15 protein-coding genes and 4 pseudogenes are annotated in these 16911 nt (G+C 60.3%); 12 read left to right on the top strand and 7 right to left on the bottom strand.

What is annotated here, in order from left to right; genetic code table 11:
* Nucleotides 1–41: 41 nt before the first annotated feature.
* The 3 genes and pseudogenes from HF916_RS07720 to HF916_RS07710 form a co-directional block, all read left to right on the top strand.
* Nucleotides 42–839: an SDR family NAD(P)-dependent oxidoreductase gene (locus HF916_RS07720; RefSeq protein ID WP_168788382.1), complete on the top strand. Its 798-nt coding sequence runs from the start codon at nucleotides 42–44 to the stop codon at nucleotides 837–839.
* Nucleotides 840–1105: 266 nt separating this feature from the next.
* The gene (locus tag HF916_RS07715; protein WP_168788381.1) at nucleotides 1106–1894 is read left to right on the top strand and encodes an alpha/beta fold hydrolase; all 789 of its coding nucleotides are present in this window, start codon (nucleotides 1106–1108) and stop codon (nucleotides 1892–1894) included.
* 216 nt (nucleotides 1895–2110) lie between these two features.
* A pseudogene (locus HF916_RS07710) lies at nucleotides 2111–2401 on the top strand (efflux transporter periplasmic adaptor subunit); the annotation flags it as partial.
* Here HF916_RS07710 and HF916_RS07705 read toward each other — a convergent pair.
* From HF916_RS07705 to HF916_RS07695, 3 genes and pseudogenes are all read right to left on the bottom strand, one after another.
* Nucleotides 2361–3221, bottom strand: a complete 861-nt coding sequence (locus HF916_RS07705; protein ID WP_240975180.1) for a hypothetical protein — start codon at nucleotides 3219–3221, stop codon at nucleotides 2361–2363. The pseudogene HF916_RS07710 and the gene HF916_RS07705 sit on opposite strands and share 41 nt — an antisense overlap.
* Nucleotides 3222–3500: 279 nt before the next feature.
* Nucleotides 3501–4150, bottom strand: a pseudogene (locus HF916_RS07700) (protein kinase domain-containing protein); the annotation flags it as partial.
* Between the two features lie 670 nt (nucleotides 4151–4820).
* Nucleotides 4821–5765 (bottom strand): LysR family transcriptional regulator, encoded by a 945-nt coding sequence (locus HF916_RS07695; protein ID WP_168788380.1) that lies wholly within the window; start codon nucleotides 5763–5765, stop codon nucleotides 4821–4823.
* Between the two features lie 138 nt (nucleotides 5766–5903).
* Between HF916_RS07695 and HF916_RS07690 the strand changes: the two genes are divergently transcribed.
* The 4 genes from HF916_RS07690 to HF916_RS07675 all read left to right on the top strand — a co-directional run bounded on the left by HF916_RS07690 (nucleotide 5904) and on the right by HF916_RS07675 (nucleotide 9225).
* Nucleotides 5904–6668, top strand: coding sequence for an SDR family oxidoreductase (locus HF916_RS07690; RefSeq protein ID WP_168788379.1), 765 nt, complete (start codon nucleotides 5904–5906; stop codon nucleotides 6666–6668).
* A 76-nt stretch (nucleotides 6669–6744) separates the two neighbouring features.
* On the top strand, nucleotides 6745–7536 hold the full coding sequence (locus tag HF916_RS07685) for an SDR family NAD(P)-dependent oxidoreductase (RefSeq protein WP_168788378.1): 792 nt from the start codon (nucleotides 6745–6747) through the stop codon (nucleotides 7534–7536).
* A gap of 1030 nt (nucleotides 7537–8566) precedes the next feature.
* Nucleotides 8567–8863 carry a type II toxin-antitoxin system Phd/YefM family antitoxin gene (locus tag HF916_RS07680; RefSeq protein WP_168788377.1) on the top strand — a complete coding sequence of 99 codons (297 nt, stop codon included), beginning with the start codon at nucleotides 8567–8569 and terminating at the stop codon, nucleotides 8861–8863.
* Nucleotides 8860–9225 carry a type II toxin-antitoxin system RelE/ParE family toxin gene (locus tag HF916_RS07675; RefSeq protein WP_168788376.1) on the top strand — a complete coding sequence of 122 codons (366 nt, stop codon included), beginning with the start codon at nucleotides 8860–8862 and terminating at the stop codon, nucleotides 9223–9225. Before HF916_RS07680 ends, HF916_RS07675 begins: the two co-directional genes overlap by 4 nt.
* Nucleotides 9226–9382: 157 nt before the next feature.
* Here HF916_RS07675 and HF916_RS50675 read toward each other — a convergent pair.
* A pseudogene (locus HF916_RS50675) lies at nucleotides 9383–9836 on the bottom strand (IS6 family transposase).
* Nucleotides 9837–10160: 324 nt separating this feature from the next.
* Between HF916_RS50675 and HF916_RS07665 the strand changes: the two are divergent.
* Nucleotides 10161–10726 (top strand): annotated as a pseudogene (locus HF916_RS07665) (IS6 family transposase); the annotation flags it as partial.
* 130 nt (nucleotides 10727–10856) lie between these two features.
* On the opposite strand, the gene HF916_RS07660 reads toward HF916_RS07665, so the two are convergent.
* From HF916_RS07660 to HF916_RS07650, 3 genes are all read right to left on the bottom strand, one after another.
* Nucleotides 10857–11837 (bottom strand): NAD(P)H-dependent flavin oxidoreductase, encoded by a 981-nt coding sequence (locus HF916_RS07660; protein ID WP_168788375.1) that lies wholly within the window; start codon nucleotides 11835–11837, stop codon nucleotides 10857–10859.
* 530 nt (nucleotides 11838–12367) lie between these two features.
* Nucleotides 12368–13090 (bottom strand): IS6 family transposase, encoded by a 723-nt coding sequence (locus HF916_RS07655; RefSeq protein ID WP_168788374.1) that lies wholly within the window; start codon nucleotides 13088–13090, stop codon nucleotides 12368–12370.
* A 62-nt stretch (nucleotides 13091–13152) separates the two neighbouring features.
* Nucleotides 13153–13449, bottom strand: coding sequence for a hypothetical protein (locus tag HF916_RS07650; RefSeq protein WP_168788373.1), 297 nt, complete (start codon nucleotides 13447–13449; stop codon nucleotides 13153–13155).
* A 180-nt stretch (nucleotides 13450–13629) separates the two neighbouring features.
* Here HF916_RS07650 and HF916_RS07645 point away from each other — a divergent pair, with 180 nt between their 5' ends.
* From HF916_RS07645 to HF916_RS07630, 4 genes are all read left to right on the top strand, one after another.
* Nucleotides 13630–13806 (top strand): Flp family type IVb pilin, encoded by a 177-nt coding sequence (locus HF916_RS07645; RefSeq protein ID WP_168788372.1) that lies wholly within the window; start codon nucleotides 13630–13632, stop codon nucleotides 13804–13806.
* A 6-nt stretch (nucleotides 13807–13812) separates the two neighbouring features.
* On the top strand, nucleotides 13813–14394 hold the full coding sequence (locus HF916_RS07640) for an A24 family peptidase (RefSeq protein WP_240975179.1): 582 nt from the start codon (nucleotides 13813–13815) through the stop codon (nucleotides 14392–14394).
* 56 nt (nucleotides 14395–14450) lie between these two features.
* Nucleotides 14451–15353, top strand: a complete 903-nt coding sequence (cpaB, locus tag HF916_RS07635; RefSeq protein ID WP_240975178.1) for a Flp pilus assembly protein CpaB — start codon at nucleotides 14451–14453, stop codon at nucleotides 15351–15353.
* Nucleotides 15354–15441: 88 nt separating this feature from the next.
* The gene (locus HF916_RS07630; protein ID WP_168788370.1) at nucleotides 15442–16911 is read left to right on the top strand and encodes a type II and III secretion system protein family protein; all 1470 of its coding nucleotides are present in this window, start codon (nucleotides 15442–15444) and stop codon (nucleotides 16909–16911) included.

The raw sequence follows: 16911 nt of genomic DNA, 5'->3' as shown, positions 1-16911 counted from the left end.
GGGCGTACCGAAAGAGTGTTTGTCTTGCAAGGAGATTTCACATGACTCAGAAGCAGTCCAAGGGCACGGCCGTTGTTACCGGTGCATCATCCGGTATCGGCGCCGTGTATGCCGATCGCCTGGCCAAACGCGGATACGACATGGTGCTCGTTGCTCGCAACGAGCACCGCTTGCAGGCACTGGCGACTCGTCTTCGCGCAGACACAGGGTGTGCAGTGCGGGTCGCGAAGGCAGACCTCACCGACAAATCCGACCTCGCCCGGATAGAGGCGCTGCTGAAGGACGACGCGACGATCTCCCTCCTCGTGAACAACGCCGGGTTCGGCTCGGTGACGCCGCTACTGGCCAGCGACGTCGACACGATGAAGTCGATGATCGACCTCAACGTGACGGCGCCGACGCGCCTGGCCTATGCGGCCGTTCCCGCCATGGTCAAACGCGGCGGCGGCACCGTGATCAATATCTCCTCGGTCGTCGCCATCGGCCCGGAGGTCCTCAACGGCGTCTACGGCGCGAGCAAGGCATTTGTCCTTGCCTTGACCCAGTCGATGCAGCACGAACTCGCCGACAAAGGCATCCGCGTGCAGGCTGTGCTGCCTGGTGCAACCGATACCGAAGGTTGGGATATCGCGGGAATGCCTAAGGGGCAGCGTCCGCCGAGCTGGATCATGCCGGCGGAAGACATGGTCGACGCCGCTCTGGCCGGCTTCGACGCCGGTGAAGTGGTGACTATCCCCCCACTCCAGGACGGTGATGACTGGACACGCTACGAGGCCGGCCGCAATGAACTCAGGCAGCGCTTTGCGCATTCCAGGCCCGGTCCGCGCTACCTCACCTGACGGTGCCCGTCTTGGCGCCCCTCCAGTGACCCGGCTCTCGCCGGCGTTTCGAGATGGCGGTGAAACAGGCGGAGGAGAGGGCCTTCGCCTTCCTCCCTCCGAACCCGTGCGAATGCAGTACAGGCGTCGACGTGCCGAGCCTTAAGGGCAGAAAACCAGGCGGCTTCGCGTTCAGTAGCGCACGTGCCGATCAATTGACTGATGCCGTTCCGCGCGGGCTGCCTGCGATGCCAACTTTCCATTACACACATTGAGAAGATTCCCCCATGAATCGTCTGTTCAAGAGATATCTGACATCCGTGCTCCTGCTTGGTAGCGTGTTCTCGCTGCACGCGGCCGATGCTGCCGCGCCACAGGACCTGAAAGGAACGAATGTCGTCCTTGTGCATGGCGCGTTCGCTGATGGATCAAGCTGGGATAAGGTGATCCCGCTTCTAGAGGCACGTGGTCTTCACGTGCTGTCGGTTCAGAATCCGCTCAGCTCGCTGGCGGATGATACGGCGGCGACGAGGCGAGCAATAGAACAGCAAACTGGCCCCGTCGTTCTCGTAGGCCATTCGTGGGGCGGCTTCGTCATCACGCAGGCTGGCGACGATGCCAAAGTCAAGGCGCTTGTGTATGTCGCCGCTCTCGTGCCAGACAGCGGCGCATCGGTCAACGACATGATGAAAGGCCAGCCCGCCCCGGCTTGGGCAGGGGAACTGAGGAAAGACTCCGCCAACTTCCTGACGTTGTCCACCGACGCGGTGGTCAATGACTTTGCCCAGGATCTGCCGCCGGCGCAAGCGCGTATTCTCGCTACGACGCAAGGACCGTGGTTCGCGGGCTGTCTGGACGACAAGGTGAGTGTCGCTGCGTGGCACACGAAGCCGTCCTGGTTTGTGGTCGCCAACCAGGATCGCATGATCGATCCGCGCGCAGAGGAAGCAATGGCAAGGGCGATCGGCGCAACGACGATTCATGTTGATTCGAGTCACGTCGCCATGCTGAGTCACCCGAAGGCGGTTGCGGACGCGATTATCGCGGCGGCAAGCAAGGTGGTTGTGTCGAAATAAGCAACGTGAGGCGGACGAGACCGATTCGCCGCTCGCCTGCAACTCCCGTCAACACTTCAGGAATCCTTGACCTGCAGCAGGGCATGTTCGAAAGGGCAAACGGACATGCCGCTCAATTCGCAGGTGTGTATGCATATGCACATATTGGCCGGGCGACGCAATGCATTGCTCCCCGCCTACCGGCAATTGAATTTTCGCTACTTGTACAGATTGGCTATGGAAGTGAACTGGATCAAATTAAGAATGGCTGGCACTGTGACGGGAATGCTGGTTCTGGCCGCATGCGGGCCAAAGCCGCCGGAACAGCCGTCGAAACCGCCTGAGGTGGGCGTCATTACAGTGTCGCCGCAGGCCGTGTCGACGACAACCGAACTGCCGGGCCGCACGAATGCTTTTCTGGTTGCGCAGGTTCGTGCACGCGTGGACGGTATTGTCCTGCGCCGCGGATTTACCGAAGGCGACGATGTCAAGGAGGGGCAACGGCTCTACAAGATCGATCCGGCGCCAACCAGGGCAGTGCGGGAAACGCGCTTTTGAACGTCACGCCGGCGTTGGTCAGGCACGCATCGCAGGTGGTCCAGTTGGACACAATGACGAGCGCCAGCAACAGCCATGAAAGCGCGTTGCCCGCGGTGAACAGGTCGTTCACTCTGATGCCTGACGCCGCGATCAGCCCGCCGAGAAGGAGGAACGGAAGATTCGCCAGCAGGAAGCCGAATGCGGTCGCCTGTACCGCTTCGTTTCCCGTGCGGCAAAACCGCACGATATCGCCCGTCATCGTGCCGCTTACGACGAACGTGCCGAAGGCGATGCACACGCCCGTGCCGAACGGTAACGTTCCGCCGATCGGACCGTCCAGCAGCACGGCCCATTTGGGCACGAGCTGGTGCGCAAAGACGATCGCGGCAAATATGATCATCGCGGGAATCGTGATCGCAGTCATGTTGAAGCCATGGCTGATGCGGACGATGACCGGCATCGCGAAGAGCGCGCCGATGACGAAGATGGCGAGTGTCAAATCGCTCTGCAGATGCAGTACGCTGGCCAGAATCGATGCGGTCAATGCAACGTGAAAGGCGAACCAGCCTGTGACGAGCGACCCGAGCATCGCGCCCGGAATGACGGCGCCCCAGCGGCCGAAAACACCCTCGAGTACGAGTTGCGAACTCAAGCCCCAGCGGCCAGCCGCGAAACCGATCGCTGCCGAATAGATGAAGAGGATCCAGTTGCCAAGGGTCGCGGCAAACAGTGCGTCAACGGTGCCTAGCGAGGCCTGAAAGTAACTGCCGACAATGATGGACGCGAACGCCGATGAGAACCCGACCACGCAAACGCGGGGAAGATCAGCCCGCGCCGTCGCGGTAGCGGGATTGGCCTGGTTCTGCTGCCGTCGTTTGTTTCGCGAAGGAAATTCATGATTGCCGGTCAAGCTGGGATAGCCGGGAGCGATCTACGTTGCAGATAGTCTCACGGAGTTGAAGCGCCGGTCTGTCAAATCGCGCTCCGGCCGCGCCGCGCTACAACCTCGCAGAGGTTCGTGCCGGATGCTGTTGTTGTTCGGGAATTTTACTAGCGTGTTCGACGTGTTCTCTATTTCTGCTAATGCGGCCGTCCATGGCAGCACGCTCGTCAGCATCCGGTTGAGCGTGACGCTGATTGCATAGAGATCGCTGCACGAATCGTTCGAGCGACTCATCCGGCCAGTCGGCACAGGCGCCGTGTACGCGCCTGTGCCGGCGATAGTCTCGGGCAGCCCGGGTGCCTGTCGCTCACACGGTAGCCGCGAGGCGAGGCCGAATCCCGTGAGCCGCACTTGTCCGTCGGGACAGTTGACCAGGATATGGGTGGGCTTGAGATCCTTATGGACGAGACAACGCTGGTGGAGTTTGCCAAGAGCACAGCGATGCCGATGACGAGCCGCAGAAAATGTTCGATTTCCATGGGTGCGGCAAGCAGCCGCGCGAGCGGCTCGCCGCCGGGGTCCATGAGCACCTGCAGGGTCCGGCCGCATTCGCGGAGCAGCTCCAACGGCCGCACCGCCCACGCGCCATTGAGCTCGTCCTTCAGGCCGAACTCGTGAGCGAGACGATCGAGGCTGGTGGGTAGTGGATGTTCGGCGGCGGGCTGCGCAAGCAGAACGTCATGGCCGCCGCCGTCGCAAGGGCGTTGCCCTCGACAGAAGACGCGTTCGCCATCGTCCCACAAGATCTGTGGGTCTGCTATCCATCGGCGCCGGAACCTTATGTAGCCAATCATCTAGGGCACGCTGTCATCAGACTGCTGCCCGTTATTGAGTTGGACGCTAGATTCGTCCGCACGATCCGGGCTGGTACGCAGGTGAACGCGATTGACACCACACCATCTCCGCGATCCCCAATCGCCGCAAAAGCAGGCATTTTTTTAGGATACACATCGCCAACCGCAGTGCCATCGGAGTGGCCGGAAAGAGGGCGAGATCGGCGTTCACGCTACGCTGACTTGCGCTGGTATGGGGACGGGCGGCACAGAAGCGAACAAAATACTCGCGGGAAGTCTGATGAAAAGGCACGCGACCCGTTGAGGCACGAATGACTGCTGTGCCCAAGACACCCGCCGTTTATATTGAGGCGTCCACCTGCCGAATCGGGTCGGCTACGGTCCGATGCGTGATTCGCGGCCCGCGAGTTCAGACGTGCGGGACATCGGGCAGGGTTCGGGCCAGTTTCGCACGTCGACGGCCCCTATTGCATAGACGTTCGAACGTCACCGGCACCGCGGCAACGGACCTTCGCGAGGATTCTATGTCTGGAGGGTGATTGGCCTGTCCAGGCACTCGCGGATCGAAGGCAAAGGCAAGCGGGACCGGTCCTCTTGATATCCGCGTCCCAAAGCACGGACGGATTAGTCAAGCGTCCGAATCTGTTGGGCGCACGTTCTGACCGCGCCTTCAACCCGTTCCTGGCGCGACATCGATTCTACTTGCATCATTCCGATCCCACGGAGGCACACCGCCGAAGGCATCGACCAGGAAATCGATCATCACCCGTACTCTGGCACTCAGGTGTCGACGGCTCGGGTACAGCGCGAGTATGTCGATGTCAGGCAGACGATACTCGGGCAACACGTGAACGAGCTTGCCCACGCTTAGATCGTTGCCGATCAGGAAAGTGGGTTGCCAGATCACGCCTTGCCCGGCAAGCGCGGCTGCGCGAGCCGTATCGCCGTTATTGGTATGCATGTGACAGTCGACCTTCACCGGGTGAGGCTTGCCGCGAGCGTCGGTCAATTGCCAGTCGTCGCCGGTGGCCGCATACGTGTACCCGATACAGCGATGCTCGACCAACTCGGCTGGGGTTGTCGGAAATCCGAAGCGAGCCAGATAGGCCGGCGACGCGCACAGAATGTTTTGCGATGTCGCCAGCTTGCGGGCTGCATGGCTAGTCGAACCGGCGCGTGAAATGCGAATGGCGAGATCGTAGCCTTCATCGACGATATCGACGACGCGGTCGATCAGTCCAACGTCGAGTTCGATTCCAGGGTATTTCCGCATGAACTCCGGCCATAGCGGCGCCAGATACAAAACGCCAAAGCTCACGGGGGCATTGATGCGCAGCCGTCCGCGCGGTTCGACCGATGCGGATGACACCAGACCCTCAGTCTCGACGACATCGTCGAGGATGGACTTGCAACGGGCGTAAAGCGTCTCGCCACCCTCGGTAAGAGAAAGCGTGCGCGACGTGCGATTCAGCAAGCGCGTGCCCAGATGCGCCTCCAGTTCATTGACATAGCGCGTGACATTGGCGGGCGACGTGCCGAGCGCATCCGCGGCGCGCGTAAAGCCCCCCCGGCTCACGACCGTCACGAAAACCTCGAAGGCGCGCAGGCGATCCATCGATACCTCAAATCATTCACAAAAGCTGAACGATAGGACCACGTTTTATGCCTTTTTACAATCGGAACTGAAGCCTATATTGCTTCCACGGGCCAACGCACAGGGCACTGGCCGACGAAGTGCATCAGGAGATAGACAATGCAACGCTTGACAGGAAAAGTCGCCATCGTGACGGGTGCCAGTGCAGGAATTGGCCGTGCTACTGCAAAGCTGTTCGCGAAGGAAGGCGCCAAGGTGGTCATTGCGGCGCGCCGCGCGGCGGAACTCGAAACGCTCGTTGCGGAGATCGTCCGCGAAGGCGGCGAAGCCGCATACCTGGCGGGCGACGTGCAATCGGAGGATTTCGCGAAGGCGCTGGTCGAGTTCACTGTGAGCCGCTTCGGCCGGTTGGACATCGCCTATAACAACGCCGGTACGCTGGGCGAGATGGGCCCGAGCACCGGGATTTCCGAAGCAGGCTGGAACGCCGCGCTGGCGACCAATCTGACGAGTGCCTTCCTGGGCGCGAAACACCAGATTCCCGAAATGCTGAAGCTAGGCGGTGGATCGATTATCTTCACGTCGACGTTCGTCGGTTACTCGTTCGCCTTTCCGGGCACGGCGGCCTATGCGGCAAGCAAGGCCGGGTTGATCGGCTTGACGCAGGCACTCGCCGCCGAGTACGGCGCGCAAGGCGTGCGCGTGAACGCGGTGTTGCCGGGCGCCGTCGACACGGAGATGTATCGCGGCATGAACGACACCAACGAATCGCAGGCGTTCGTAACGGGCCTGCATGCGCTCAAGCGCGTAGCAAAGCCGGAAGAACTTGCCCGGTCGGTGCTGTATCTCGCTTCGGACGATTCGTCATTCGTTACCGGTACGGCTTCACTGGTCGATGGTGGCGCGTCCATTACGCGGACGTGACCCCCTCCCCGGCGGCAGCCGACGTGCAAGTGCCGATGCCGCCCGTCCTACTTTATCCACGCAAAGGAAATGACTCATGGATCTGAATCTGAAAGGCAAACTCGCACTGGTAAGCGGCAGCACCGCTGGCATTGGCTTCGCTATCGCCAGTACTCTGGCGCAGGAGGGCGCTCGTGTGATCGTGAATGGCCGCTCTCAGTCATCAGTGGATGACGTAGTCGCGCAACTGAAAGCGGACACGGGCAGCGATGTACAGGGTTTTGCGGGCGATCTCAGTACAGCCGCGGCGGCCGACGAACTCGCAAGACGCTATCCAGACGTGGAAATCCTGATCAACAATCTGGGTATCTTCGAGCCCAAGCCGTTTGAGGAGATTCCCGACGCGGACTGGTTGCGTTTCTTCGACGTCAACGTCTTGAGTGGCGTACGCCTCGCTCGTCTGTTTCTGCCCGCGATGAGGCGTGCCAACTGGGGGCGCATCATTTTCATTTCGAGCGAAAGCGGGGTGCAGATTCCAGCCGAAATGATTCACTACGGGATGACAAAAACCGCGCAGCTTGCGGTCTCGCGTGGGCTCGCTGAAGCCGTTGCCGGCACGGGCATTACAGTCAATAGCGTGCTGCCGGGGCCGACGAAATCGCGCGGTGTGGGCGAGTTCGTGGAGGCCCTTGCAAGCGCGGACGGCAAGTCGTTTGAAGTATTCGAAAAGGAGTTCTTCGAGAAGGTCCGTCCCACATCGCTCATCAAGCGCTTTAGTTCGCCGCAGGAAATTGCGTCCCTCGTGGCCTACATTGCCAGTCCACTTTCGTCGGCAACGACGGGAGCAGCATTGCGGGCCGATGGGGGAGTGATAAAGAGCGCGTTCTAGCCTCACGCCGGCGCTGCGCCGGCGTCTCCCCTACTTTTCCTGCTCAATATTCCGACGCGATCGGCCGGGACTTCTCTTTTTTTGCGCTGTTGACGATCAGGCGTGGGTCCAGAGGGTCCATCGGCGTTTTTGGGGTAAATATTCCCATCAGGGTGCTTGCTGGCAATTACCACCCGTCAACGGGTACGGGAAACGCCGACATTTTGCCGACCGATGTCGCCGTATGAATGACCGTTGTACTCTGATGCGCCGCCTTGGCCGCGGCGCCGGCTTGATCGGCAAAAGTGGGCCGCTAGTGGTCCAACAAGCGTGGGCCAGCTGTCGGGCTACCCATGATGATGCCGTTCCAGCGCATCAAACTATCGGGGGACAGGCGGTCATTTAGAACCCCAACCTGCCGTTTGGGACGGAAACTCTGCTGAAAGCGGCTACCTCACTGCTGCAAACCCCACTTTCATGGCCCCATCGCGCATGCCACTTCTTTCGGCGCATCCGATTCTGGACGTGCCGCCGGTGTTCGATGGGATCGCGGGCCACCTTACGTCGATGACGCGCCGCGTTGCAGAATAGACACGAGGCTAGATGTTACTTTGCCTACACGAGCCGCCGTTGATTCGTGCCATCAGATGCTCACAGGTGCACTGGAGCCCTTTTACTTGACGGTGCGAAACTCCGTCGTATGAGGCCAAAACCTCTATACCATTGCTGTCGTTCCAGACGGGGCAGTGGCAGTAATAGCAACGGCCTGCCTGACGAACAAGGTGTTACCCAAAGTGCTGAACGCAGGGCGAAACAAGCGCATCTCTCTCGCCAACCTGCTGGAGGAGTAGATCGACTAGCGCGCCAATTGGCCAACCGCCGCCCGGGAACTCCTCTGACAGGGCTAGATAACCGCTGTCCGCGACCTGCGGGTGTGTCGACTGGATATGCGAGTGCGAAAACCGGTGGGACACCTACGTCATTGAACAGCTTGACGAACCAGCGTAAAGTTTGTACGCTTTTATTAACAAATTCGTTAAAGTAGGATGCTATGTCAATCCGCACTCAGGATGTGGTACCAATTAGCGAAGCTCGCTCCCGCCTGACGGAACTGGCCGAGGACGTCGTTGCGGGGGCGGAGAAAGTGTTGACCAAAAACGGTTCCGCCTACGTTGCGCTCGTGGACGCACGCAAGCTTGATTATTATCACGCTCTCGAGGCAGAACACGGCCGACTGGTCATGCTGGATGACGCCGAGAAGGCTCTCGCGGATGCCGTATCCGGGCGAGTCAAGCCGTTATCCGAACTGCGTGACTCAATGCAACGCCGCACTGCGACCAGGAAATGATCCGCGTTGAGTTTGCTGAAACCTTCGAAGAACGGCTGGAGGCAATCGAGGAATTCCTGTTGGCGCAGGACGTTAGCTCAGCAGCAACCAGGCGGGATGATCTGCTAGTTGAGATTTATCGATTCGGTGACCTTGTCGGCCTGCATCCAAAAATTGGCCGACCTGCTGGCGCACTCCAGGCGTCATCTGTCGAAGGTCAAGTAAGGCTGGAACGGGTGCTAAAGCTGGCAATCGAAGCGGGCCTGGCCGAAATGCGCGAGTACGTTCTTCGCTCCCATCTCATTCTGTATGCTCATTCGGATGCGCGCGTTCTATTGCTGTCAATTCGCCATCAGCGGGAGTTGGGATATGCACCGGAGTAGCTCGACGATTGTCGAATTCGGCCCACGTAGACCGCGTCTTGCGGATTGACGCCGGTCTGGTCGTCCTCGCCGCCGTGTACGACCGACTTCAGTAGTTCGATCGGGTTGTGTCGCGATAAGGAGGGCAAGGCGAAAAAGCACCCTATGATAAGGATTACTACATCATCAGAGAATAGAACTGATCGGCAGCTGTTCGCGTTACGCCGTCGACCTCCATCTGACCTTTGCTAATCATGTGCATCGTCTCAATACCTGACAGGATGATGCGGGCACACCGGAAATCCTTGAATCCCATCATGGGCCTGGTCCGACGTTTGATCGCCGGATGATCTTGCTCGACGATGTTGTTCAGATACTTGGCCTGCCGGACCTTGATGGGCGTTTCCCGCTCAGCGTTGATGGCCTGCAGGGCGGCCAGATTAGCCCCGCTCTTGTCCACGGTCACGATCTCAGGCGCGCCGTTTTCGATCGATAGCGTTCTCGAAATAGCGCCGCGTGGCAGCCTTGTCGCGATGCGCACGCAACAGAAAATCGACCGTATTACCGGCCTTGTCCACTGCGCGATACAAGTGCTTCCACTGGCCGCGCACCTCGACGTAGGTTTCATCCATCCTCCAGCTCTTGCCGACCGGACGTTTGTGCCGGCGAAAGCTTTCTCGAACAACGGTACGAGCTTGATGACCCAGCGATGCACGCTCGAGTGGTCAACCTCAAAGCCGCGCCAGGCCATTATCTCTTCGAGATTGCGAAGCCTTAGCGAGTGGGCCACGTACTACCGCACACACAGCAGGATCACGTCCACCGGATAGTGCAGTCGCTTCAACACTTTCGCGATCCCTAGCGGCAAAGTCTTGCGTGGCGTCTTGCCCGTAGTGGCCATCGTGGTCGTCTCAAATTCGGATGCCGAATTTTACATGACGCCTTAGCGCGACAGAGCCCACACCACGATCATGCGTTGGGTAAAGCGCTTTACGCCGGAGTTCGTCAAGCGCTGGAATCGGTTCGGTATACCTGCAGGCCGGGCCTGGCGTGTTGACGAGACCTATCTGAAGATCCGTGGCAAGTGGTCCTATCTCTACCGGGCGGTCGATCGGGCCGGTCAGACAGTGGACTTCTTGTTCAGAACGAAGCGCGATGTCACCGCGGCCAAAGCCTTTTTCAGCAGGGCCATCAAACATCAAGGCCAGCCACCAGAGACGATCACGCTTTATGGGTATGCCGCCTCGCACCGGGCCGTGCGGGAAATGATCGCAGACGCTGTGGTGCCCGAGGGAACGCATGTGCGCTCGTCAAAGTATCTGAACAATGTGATCGAGCAGGACCATCGAAGCATCAAGTCCAGAACGAACGTGATGCTCGGATTCAAACGGTTCAGGTGTGCCGCGATCACGATTTCAGGCATCGAGTTGATGCACCGCGTTCGCAAGGGCAGTTCGACCTCTGCGCTCTCGAACTCAAGGATATCGCTGCACCGGCCCTCTGGAATGCCGTCCTGTATTGACTAATAAGGCACCCTTATTTATAGAAAACGTCTCGGCCCCGCCAGATATTTGCACCAGAGTCCCTTCCTTTACCCTGATCCTTGCAACAATTCCGCGCATTGTCTCTTTCCTTGTTGGTATCACCAATGTTCATGCCTGCGACAGCATCCCGTGAAGCCTCTTCGCAACAATCTCTTCGGCCTGGTGCATGATTCGTTCGACCAGCTCGCCGACCTTGGGGATGTCATGAATGAGTCCGGCAACCATGCCGCACGACCACGCGCCGGCGTCCAGGTCGCCGTCCTTCATAACACGCGGATAGACGCCACCTACCTCGTCCGCGATGTCCGAGAAGGCGATATCGGCGCCGAGCCGCCGTTCCTTTTCGAGCAGGCGCTCGACCCCAGCGTTGTTCAGTACGCGTTCGGTATTGCGTAGCCGGCGCATTACGAGCCGCGTATCCAGTTCCGTTGCCGCGACGATGGCCTGCTTGACCTTCTGGTAGACCGGCGCTTCGTGGGTCGCCACGAAACGCGTGCCCATGTTGATACCGCCCGCGCCCATGGCAAGTGCCGCCACAAGCGAGCGACCATCGGCCATGCCACCCGAGGCAACGAACGGTACCCTGAGCTCGTCCGCGGCACGGGGCAGCAGGATGAAGTTGGGGACATCGTCCTCGCCAGGATGGCCCCCGCATTCAAAGCCGTCCACGCTGACCGCATCGCAGCCGATGCTCTCGGCCTTCAGTGCATGCCGCACCGATGTGCATTTGTGAATCACCTTGATGTCGCCTTCCTGCAGCAGGGGCAGCCACTTCTGCGGATTGTTCCCAGCGGTCTCGACGATTTTCACGCCGCCATCGATGATCGCGCGCACGTAGCCGGGGTAATCCGGCGGATTGCGTGCCGGAAGGAACGTCAGATTGACGCCGAACGGCTTGTCGGTCATGTCCCGGCACCGCCGGATCTCGCCCGCCAGCGCCTCCGGGCTGGGCTGTGTCAGCGCCGTAATGATGCCCAGGCCGCCCGCATTGGACACCGCTGCAGCCAGTTCCGCGAATCCTACGTAGTGCATGCCGCCTTGGATGATGGGATGCTCGATGCCGAACAATTCCGTGATCTGCGTCTTCATTGCGAATCTCTCTTGAATGGATGGATAGTGGTACGCTCGGATACCCGTCAGAACTGGGCCGGCAATGCCATCAAGCCGCGCCCGTTTCCACGCGCTGCCGAAGGACCGAAACCAGTGGCAATTCACGTGTGACGGAGGCAGTGACGCCCGTTTGAGCCTGTCCGGACAAAGCGGTGCAGTCAGAACGCCTTGCTTTACCGGTCGCGCGGCATATGGCAGGGCCGTCTGGAGGCCCCGCGAGGTCGGGGTTGCACGTGATGCGCACACTTTCGTTGATCTATTTACGTGATCTTGCCGGCCCGTTTCCGGATCCTGTGTCGGATTGGATAGCGTCAAGCAGAATGTCGGGTTTACCGACAAACATCTTGGCCGGTCGGTCGAGATGTTTGTCGAGGGCACCGGGAAGCTGGCAGCGCTGCATCTGACAGAGCGATCAGGTCGACCATTGCGGAAACCCGGGGGAACGCGCTAAAAGCGGCACTGTCGCAATAAGGACGGAGGGGCGAGCGCAGTGCAGCGGGCGCGATCGTTTATGAGACGAGGGAATAGAATTGCCGTGCGGCGGACGCGCCGGTCCCTCTGGCGAATTTCATTTGCCCCTTGCGGATCATATGCATCACCTCAATGCCGCCCAGAATGATGCGTGCACAACGAAAATCCTTGAAGCCGAGCATGGGTCGGGTTCGGCGTTTGATGGCCCGGTGGTCCTGCTCGATGCGGTTGTTCAGATACTTGACCTGACGGACGCGGATAGGTGTTTCGCGTGCGGCGTTGATCGCCTGGATGGCGGCCAGATTTGCACCGCTCTTATCCATGTTGACCGTCTGCGGGGCGCCGTTCTGGCCAATCGCTTTCTCGAAGAAGCGGCGCGCTGCAGGCTTGTCGCGATGGGCGCGCAGCAGGAAGTCGATAGGGTTGCCGGCCTTGTCCACGGCGCGGTAGAGATACTTCCACTGACCCCTGATCTTGAGGTAGGTCTCATCCATCCGCCAGCTTTTGCCGACTGGCCTTTTGTGTTTGCGAAACATTTTCTCGAGCAATGGCACCAGCTTGATCACCCAGCGGTGCACGGTTGAATGATCGACTGAAATACCGCGCTCAGCCATCATTTCCTCGAGATCACGCAGACTCAGCGAGTAGGCCACGTACCATCTCACGCAGACCAATATCACTTCGAGCGGATAATGAAGTCGCTTCAGAACTTTGGCTATGTCCGAGGCCAGTGCCTTTCGCGGAGTCTGCGTCTTCTTCATCGTGTCATTCGGGGAATTTCGTCTGCTCCGGATTTTACCCCTTCGGCTTATCGCGACACCCATTAGTCGGGCTTACGCTCGAAGCTCGACAAGACAAAATCGTCGGCTCCGTCTTGAAACGCAGATATCAGCACCGGTCTGCCGGCCGCCGAAGGCAGCACTACTTCCGAATCTTGAATTTCGCACCAGGATAAACGCTTGCCCGGTCCGGTTTCCGAACAGAAGTGCCGCAGGTTCTTCAGTGGGATATCCCGGGCAGGATGGTCCTCGCAAACGTTAAACCAATCAGATTTACTCTCCCGAGCGATTTGCAAAGTTTCCCGAAATATCGTCGGGCGAGAAAAATAGTCGTTAGACATCGCTAAAGTTTTTTTCGGCACCGCCGTTAGAGTGCTTACCGGCCGTCCCGGCTCGAAGTGCGAAGCAACGGTTTATCGCCCTTTCACTTTATTTGGGCGAGAAGGGCATGGGATGCGGCTGGCCACACCCGGTTCCTGACCTTCCCGGGCGAGTCCTTCCATCTGTTTTCGGGGAATTAAATGAGCAAACTTCTTAAAGCATTCGTTCGTGACGAGCGTGGCGTCAGCGCAATGGAATACGCCATTCTGGCCGGCATCATTGTCGTCGCACTGACGGCGGTCAGTGCGACCTTCAGTACCAGCGTGAGCAGCATGTTCACTAACCTGTTCACCAAGATCACGGCGGCAGCTGGCTGATCGATCGTGCCTGAGGTCTGGGCCCTCGTGGTTTGGACCTCCGTTTGGTCTATCCCGTTTTCTGATACCGCGCCCATCGTGCACCTACTGTCTCTCGCCATCCGTCTCATTGTACTGTGCGCGCTGCTCTGGCTCGCAGTTGTCGACATTCGTTCGCGACGCCTGCCGACCAGGGTCGTGCTGGCGATCGGTGCGCTGTTTTTCGTGGACGCGGCAACCCTTCGCCTGACCATCGACCAGGTGATCGTTCATCTGGGGTTGGCATTGGGCGTCTTCCTTGTCTGTGCTGCGCTGTTCGGGGCAAAGATGCTCGGCGGAGGCGACGCGAAGCTTGCCTCGGTCATTTTCCTGTGGGTCGGCCTGAGTCTCGCGTTGCCGGCCTTGACGCTGATTTCAGTAATCGGGACGGTGGTGTCCCTGATCAGTCTTGCCACGCGAAACATGAATTCGGACCAGCGTTCGCGGCCGTTGCGGGTACTGGCGATGTTTTCGGGAGCGCGCGGCGTCCCTTACGGCGTAGCACTTGCGTTTGGCGGCGGTCTGGCGATTGTGCTGCCCGCCGTGCTGCCCCTGATTCTGAAGCGATAGGACGTCGCCCCATGTCAAATGTCATTAAATTCGCCGTGCTCATCGTCGGGGCACTCATGATCGCGCTGATCGTGCGCGTGGTCATCATGAGCGGTTCGCATCAGTCGAAGCCGGTCGTGGATACGCAGAAGGTGCTCGTCAGCGCAGCCGACCTGCCGCAAGGCCTGCTGCTGCGCGACGAGGATCTCGCCTGGAAGGCCGTGCCGGTCGCGGATGTGCCGCTTGGCGCTATCGTCTCCGGTGCACCGGACGCCCCGGAACTGAAGGGTGCGTTGCTGCGCCATGCGGCGGCAAGTGGCACCGTTCTCGTGGCTGAAGATGTGATCCTGCCGAGCGCCCCCGGTTTTCTCGCGGCGACGCTCAAACCTGAAATGCGCGCCGTGTCGGTGGCCGTCGACGACGTGTCCGGTAACGCCGGCCTGATCCAGCCGGGCGACTACGTCGACCTGCTGCTGACACAGCAGATGGATCGCCGCACCGATTTACCTGACCTTGCGGTGTCGAGCGAAACCGTCGTCGAGCACGTCCGGGTACTGGCGGTTGGGTCGGAAATCAAGCGACCGAAAACTGGCGACGCCCCAGACGCAGTCGGCAACCGCGCCCGCACCGTCACGCTGGAAGTGACGCCGCGGACGGGGGAGGTCGTTTCCGTCGCCGCGCGGCTCGGCAACCTGTCTCTCGCGCTGCGCAGTTTCGCGACGGCTTCGCGCGACCCCGCTGTGTCGATGCCGGCTTCCTCGGCGCAGCCTGCACCGGTTTGGGCCGGCGACATCTCGCGCGCCGTGCGCGATCTGCCGCGATCGCGCGCGGTCCAGGTCGCCGCCGCTGCACCCGCACCCGTCGCGCTGCGGCCGGTCGCGATCTATAGAGGTTCGGAGAAGGCCGACGCGACGGCGAGTGTGGCCGCGGGAGGCGACAGCGCGTCACCACCGCTGCCTTCCATCCCCGCGTCGCGCTGATGCCGTTCAAACCGCTGGACCAAGTCCATTCGCCAGGATAGAGAGACGTCAGATGCCGTTCAGTCCGATTTGCAAAGCAACATGGGTGATGGCTTACGCGGTATTGTGCGCGGGACCGGCACTCGCGGCTCCCCCGCATGCGGTCACGGCGGACGCCGCCTCCGCCCATGCGGCACGCGCCGCTTCGTCGCGTGCCGCAGTAGCCCGGGCTGTCGCCGTGGCGCCGGCTGGCATGCCGGACTACGCGTCGGGGCCCCTGAACATCAGCGCAGGTAAAGGCACCTTGGTACGTCTGAACGAAGACGCCACCTCGGTCTTTGTCGCCGACCCGACGGTCGCGGACGTTCACGTCCCGTCGCCGAAGGCCGTGTTCGTGCTGGGCAAGAAGACCGGTACGACGACGCTCTACGTGCTGGGCGCGAACAACAAGACGCTGGTGCAGCGCACGGTCGTCGTCGGACGCGACATGGAGGGTCTACGCAGCATGATCGCGGCGCGCTTTCCAGGCATGAACGTGCAGATGAGCACGGGCCAGGGCTCGTTGCAGCTTTCCGGTAGGGCGGCCAACCCCGCCGACGCCGACGCCGTTGTCCAGGCCGTCACGCCCTATCTGGCGGACAAGGAAGTCCTGATCAACCGCATGACGATCGACCGCCCGCTGCAGGTCCAGTTGCGCGTGCGCATCACGGAGGTGGACCGAAATGTCACGCAGCAGCTCGGGATCAACTGGCAGGCGATGGGCAGTGCGGTCGGCAATTTCTACGGCGGCATCTTTAGCGGGCGTCCGATCTACAACCTGAACCAGCCGATCGTCGGACCCACGGGCCAGACGACCTTTCCGGTGAACCTCCCGTCGAACAACGCGTTTTCGCTGTTCGGCGCGTTCAAGACCAACAACGTCAATATCCAGGCGCTTGTCGATGCGTTGAACCAGGAAGGCCTGCTGACCGTTCTCGCGGAGCCGAATCTCGTCGCGTTGTCTGGGCAGACGGCCAGCTTTCTCGCGGGTGGTGAATTCCCCATTCCGGTGTCGCAGACCAATGGTGCGATCTCCGTCGAATTCAAGCAGTTCGGTGTGAAGCTCGATTTCACGCCGACCGTGCTGAACGATCACCGCATCAGTCTGAAGGTACGTCCGGAGGTGAGCCAGATCGACACATCGGTGAGCGTGACGACTGGGGGCATCACGGTTCCGGGGCTGAGTGTGCGCCGCGCGGATACGACCGTCGAGCTGGGGAGCGGCCAGAGCTTCGCAATCGGCGGCCTGTTGCAGAGCAATACTACCGACATCATTTCGCAGATTCCGGGTATGGGTTCCATTCCGATCCTGGGCAAGCTGTTTTCGTCGACGAACTACCAGAACAACAAGACGGAGCTGGTGATCATGGTGACGCCGTATCTGGTCGAGCCGACCGATCCGTCGAAACTTCGCACGCCGCTCGAATCGCTTGTGTCGCCCAGCAGCGACATCGAATACAGCTACAGGCGTCAGGCCGGCGACGGACCTTCTGCGTCTGACCAACCGCGTCTGGTCGGCGCGGCCGGATACGTCTATTGA

The sequence above is a fragment of the Paraburkholderia aromaticivorans genome, from assembly GCF_012689525.1.
GTDB classification, from domain to species: Bacteria; Pseudomonadota; Gammaproteobacteria; order Burkholderiales; family Burkholderiaceae; genus Paraburkholderia; species Paraburkholderia aromaticivorans_A.
The sequence above is the reverse complement of the archived record's forward strand: the minus strand, read 5'-3'. Positions and strand labels throughout refer to the sequence as shown.

Coding starts and splice junctions, on each gene's coding strand:
- HF916_RS07630 (WP_168788370.1), top strand. CDS start 15,442: ATGGCTTACGCGGTATTGTGCGCGGGACCGGCACTCGCGGCTCCCCCG.
- HF916_RS07690 (WP_168788379.1), top strand. CDS start 5,904: ATGCAACGCTTGACAGGAAAAGTCGCCATCGTGACGGGTGCCAGTGCA.
- HF916_RS07655 (WP_168788374.1), bottom strand. CDS start 13,090: ATGAAGAAGACGCAGACTCCGCGAAAGGCACTGGCCTCGGACATAGCC.
- HF916_RS07715 (WP_168788381.1), top strand. CDS start 1,106: ATGAATCGTCTGTTCAAGAGATATCTGACATCCGTGCTCCTGCTTGGT.
- HF916_RS07660 (WP_168788375.1), bottom strand. CDS start 11,837: ATGAAGACGCAGATCACGGAATTGTTCGGCATCGAGCATCCCATCATC.
- HF916_RS07645 (WP_168788372.1), top strand. CDS start 13,630: ATGAGCAAACTTCTTAAAGCATTCGTTCGTGACGAGCGTGGCGTCAGC.
- HF916_RS07720 (WP_168788382.1), top strand. CDS start 42: ATGACTCAGAAGCAGTCCAAGGGCACGGCCGTTGTTACCGGTGCATCA.
- HF916_RS07675 (WP_168788376.1), top strand. CDS start 8,860: ATGATCCGCGTTGAGTTTGCTGAAACCTTCGAAGAACGGCTGGAGGCA.
- HF916_RS07685 (WP_168788378.1), top strand. CDS start 6,745: ATGGATCTGAATCTGAAAGGCAAACTCGCACTGGTAAGCGGCAGCACC.
- HF916_RS07695 (WP_168788380.1), bottom strand. CDS start 5,765: ATGGATCGCCTGCGCGCCTTCGAGGTTTTCGTGACGGTCGTGAGCCGG.
- cpaB (WP_240975178.1), top strand. CDS start 14,451: ATGATCGCGCTGATCGTGCGCGTGGTCATCATGAGCGGTTCGCATCAG.
- HF916_RS07650 (WP_168788373.1), bottom strand. CDS start 13,449: ATGTCTAACGACTATTTTTCTCGCCCGACGATATTTCGGGAAACTTTG.
- HF916_RS07680 (WP_168788377.1), top strand. CDS start 8,567: ATGTCAATCCGCACTCAGGATGTGGTACCAATTAGCGAAGCTCGCTCC.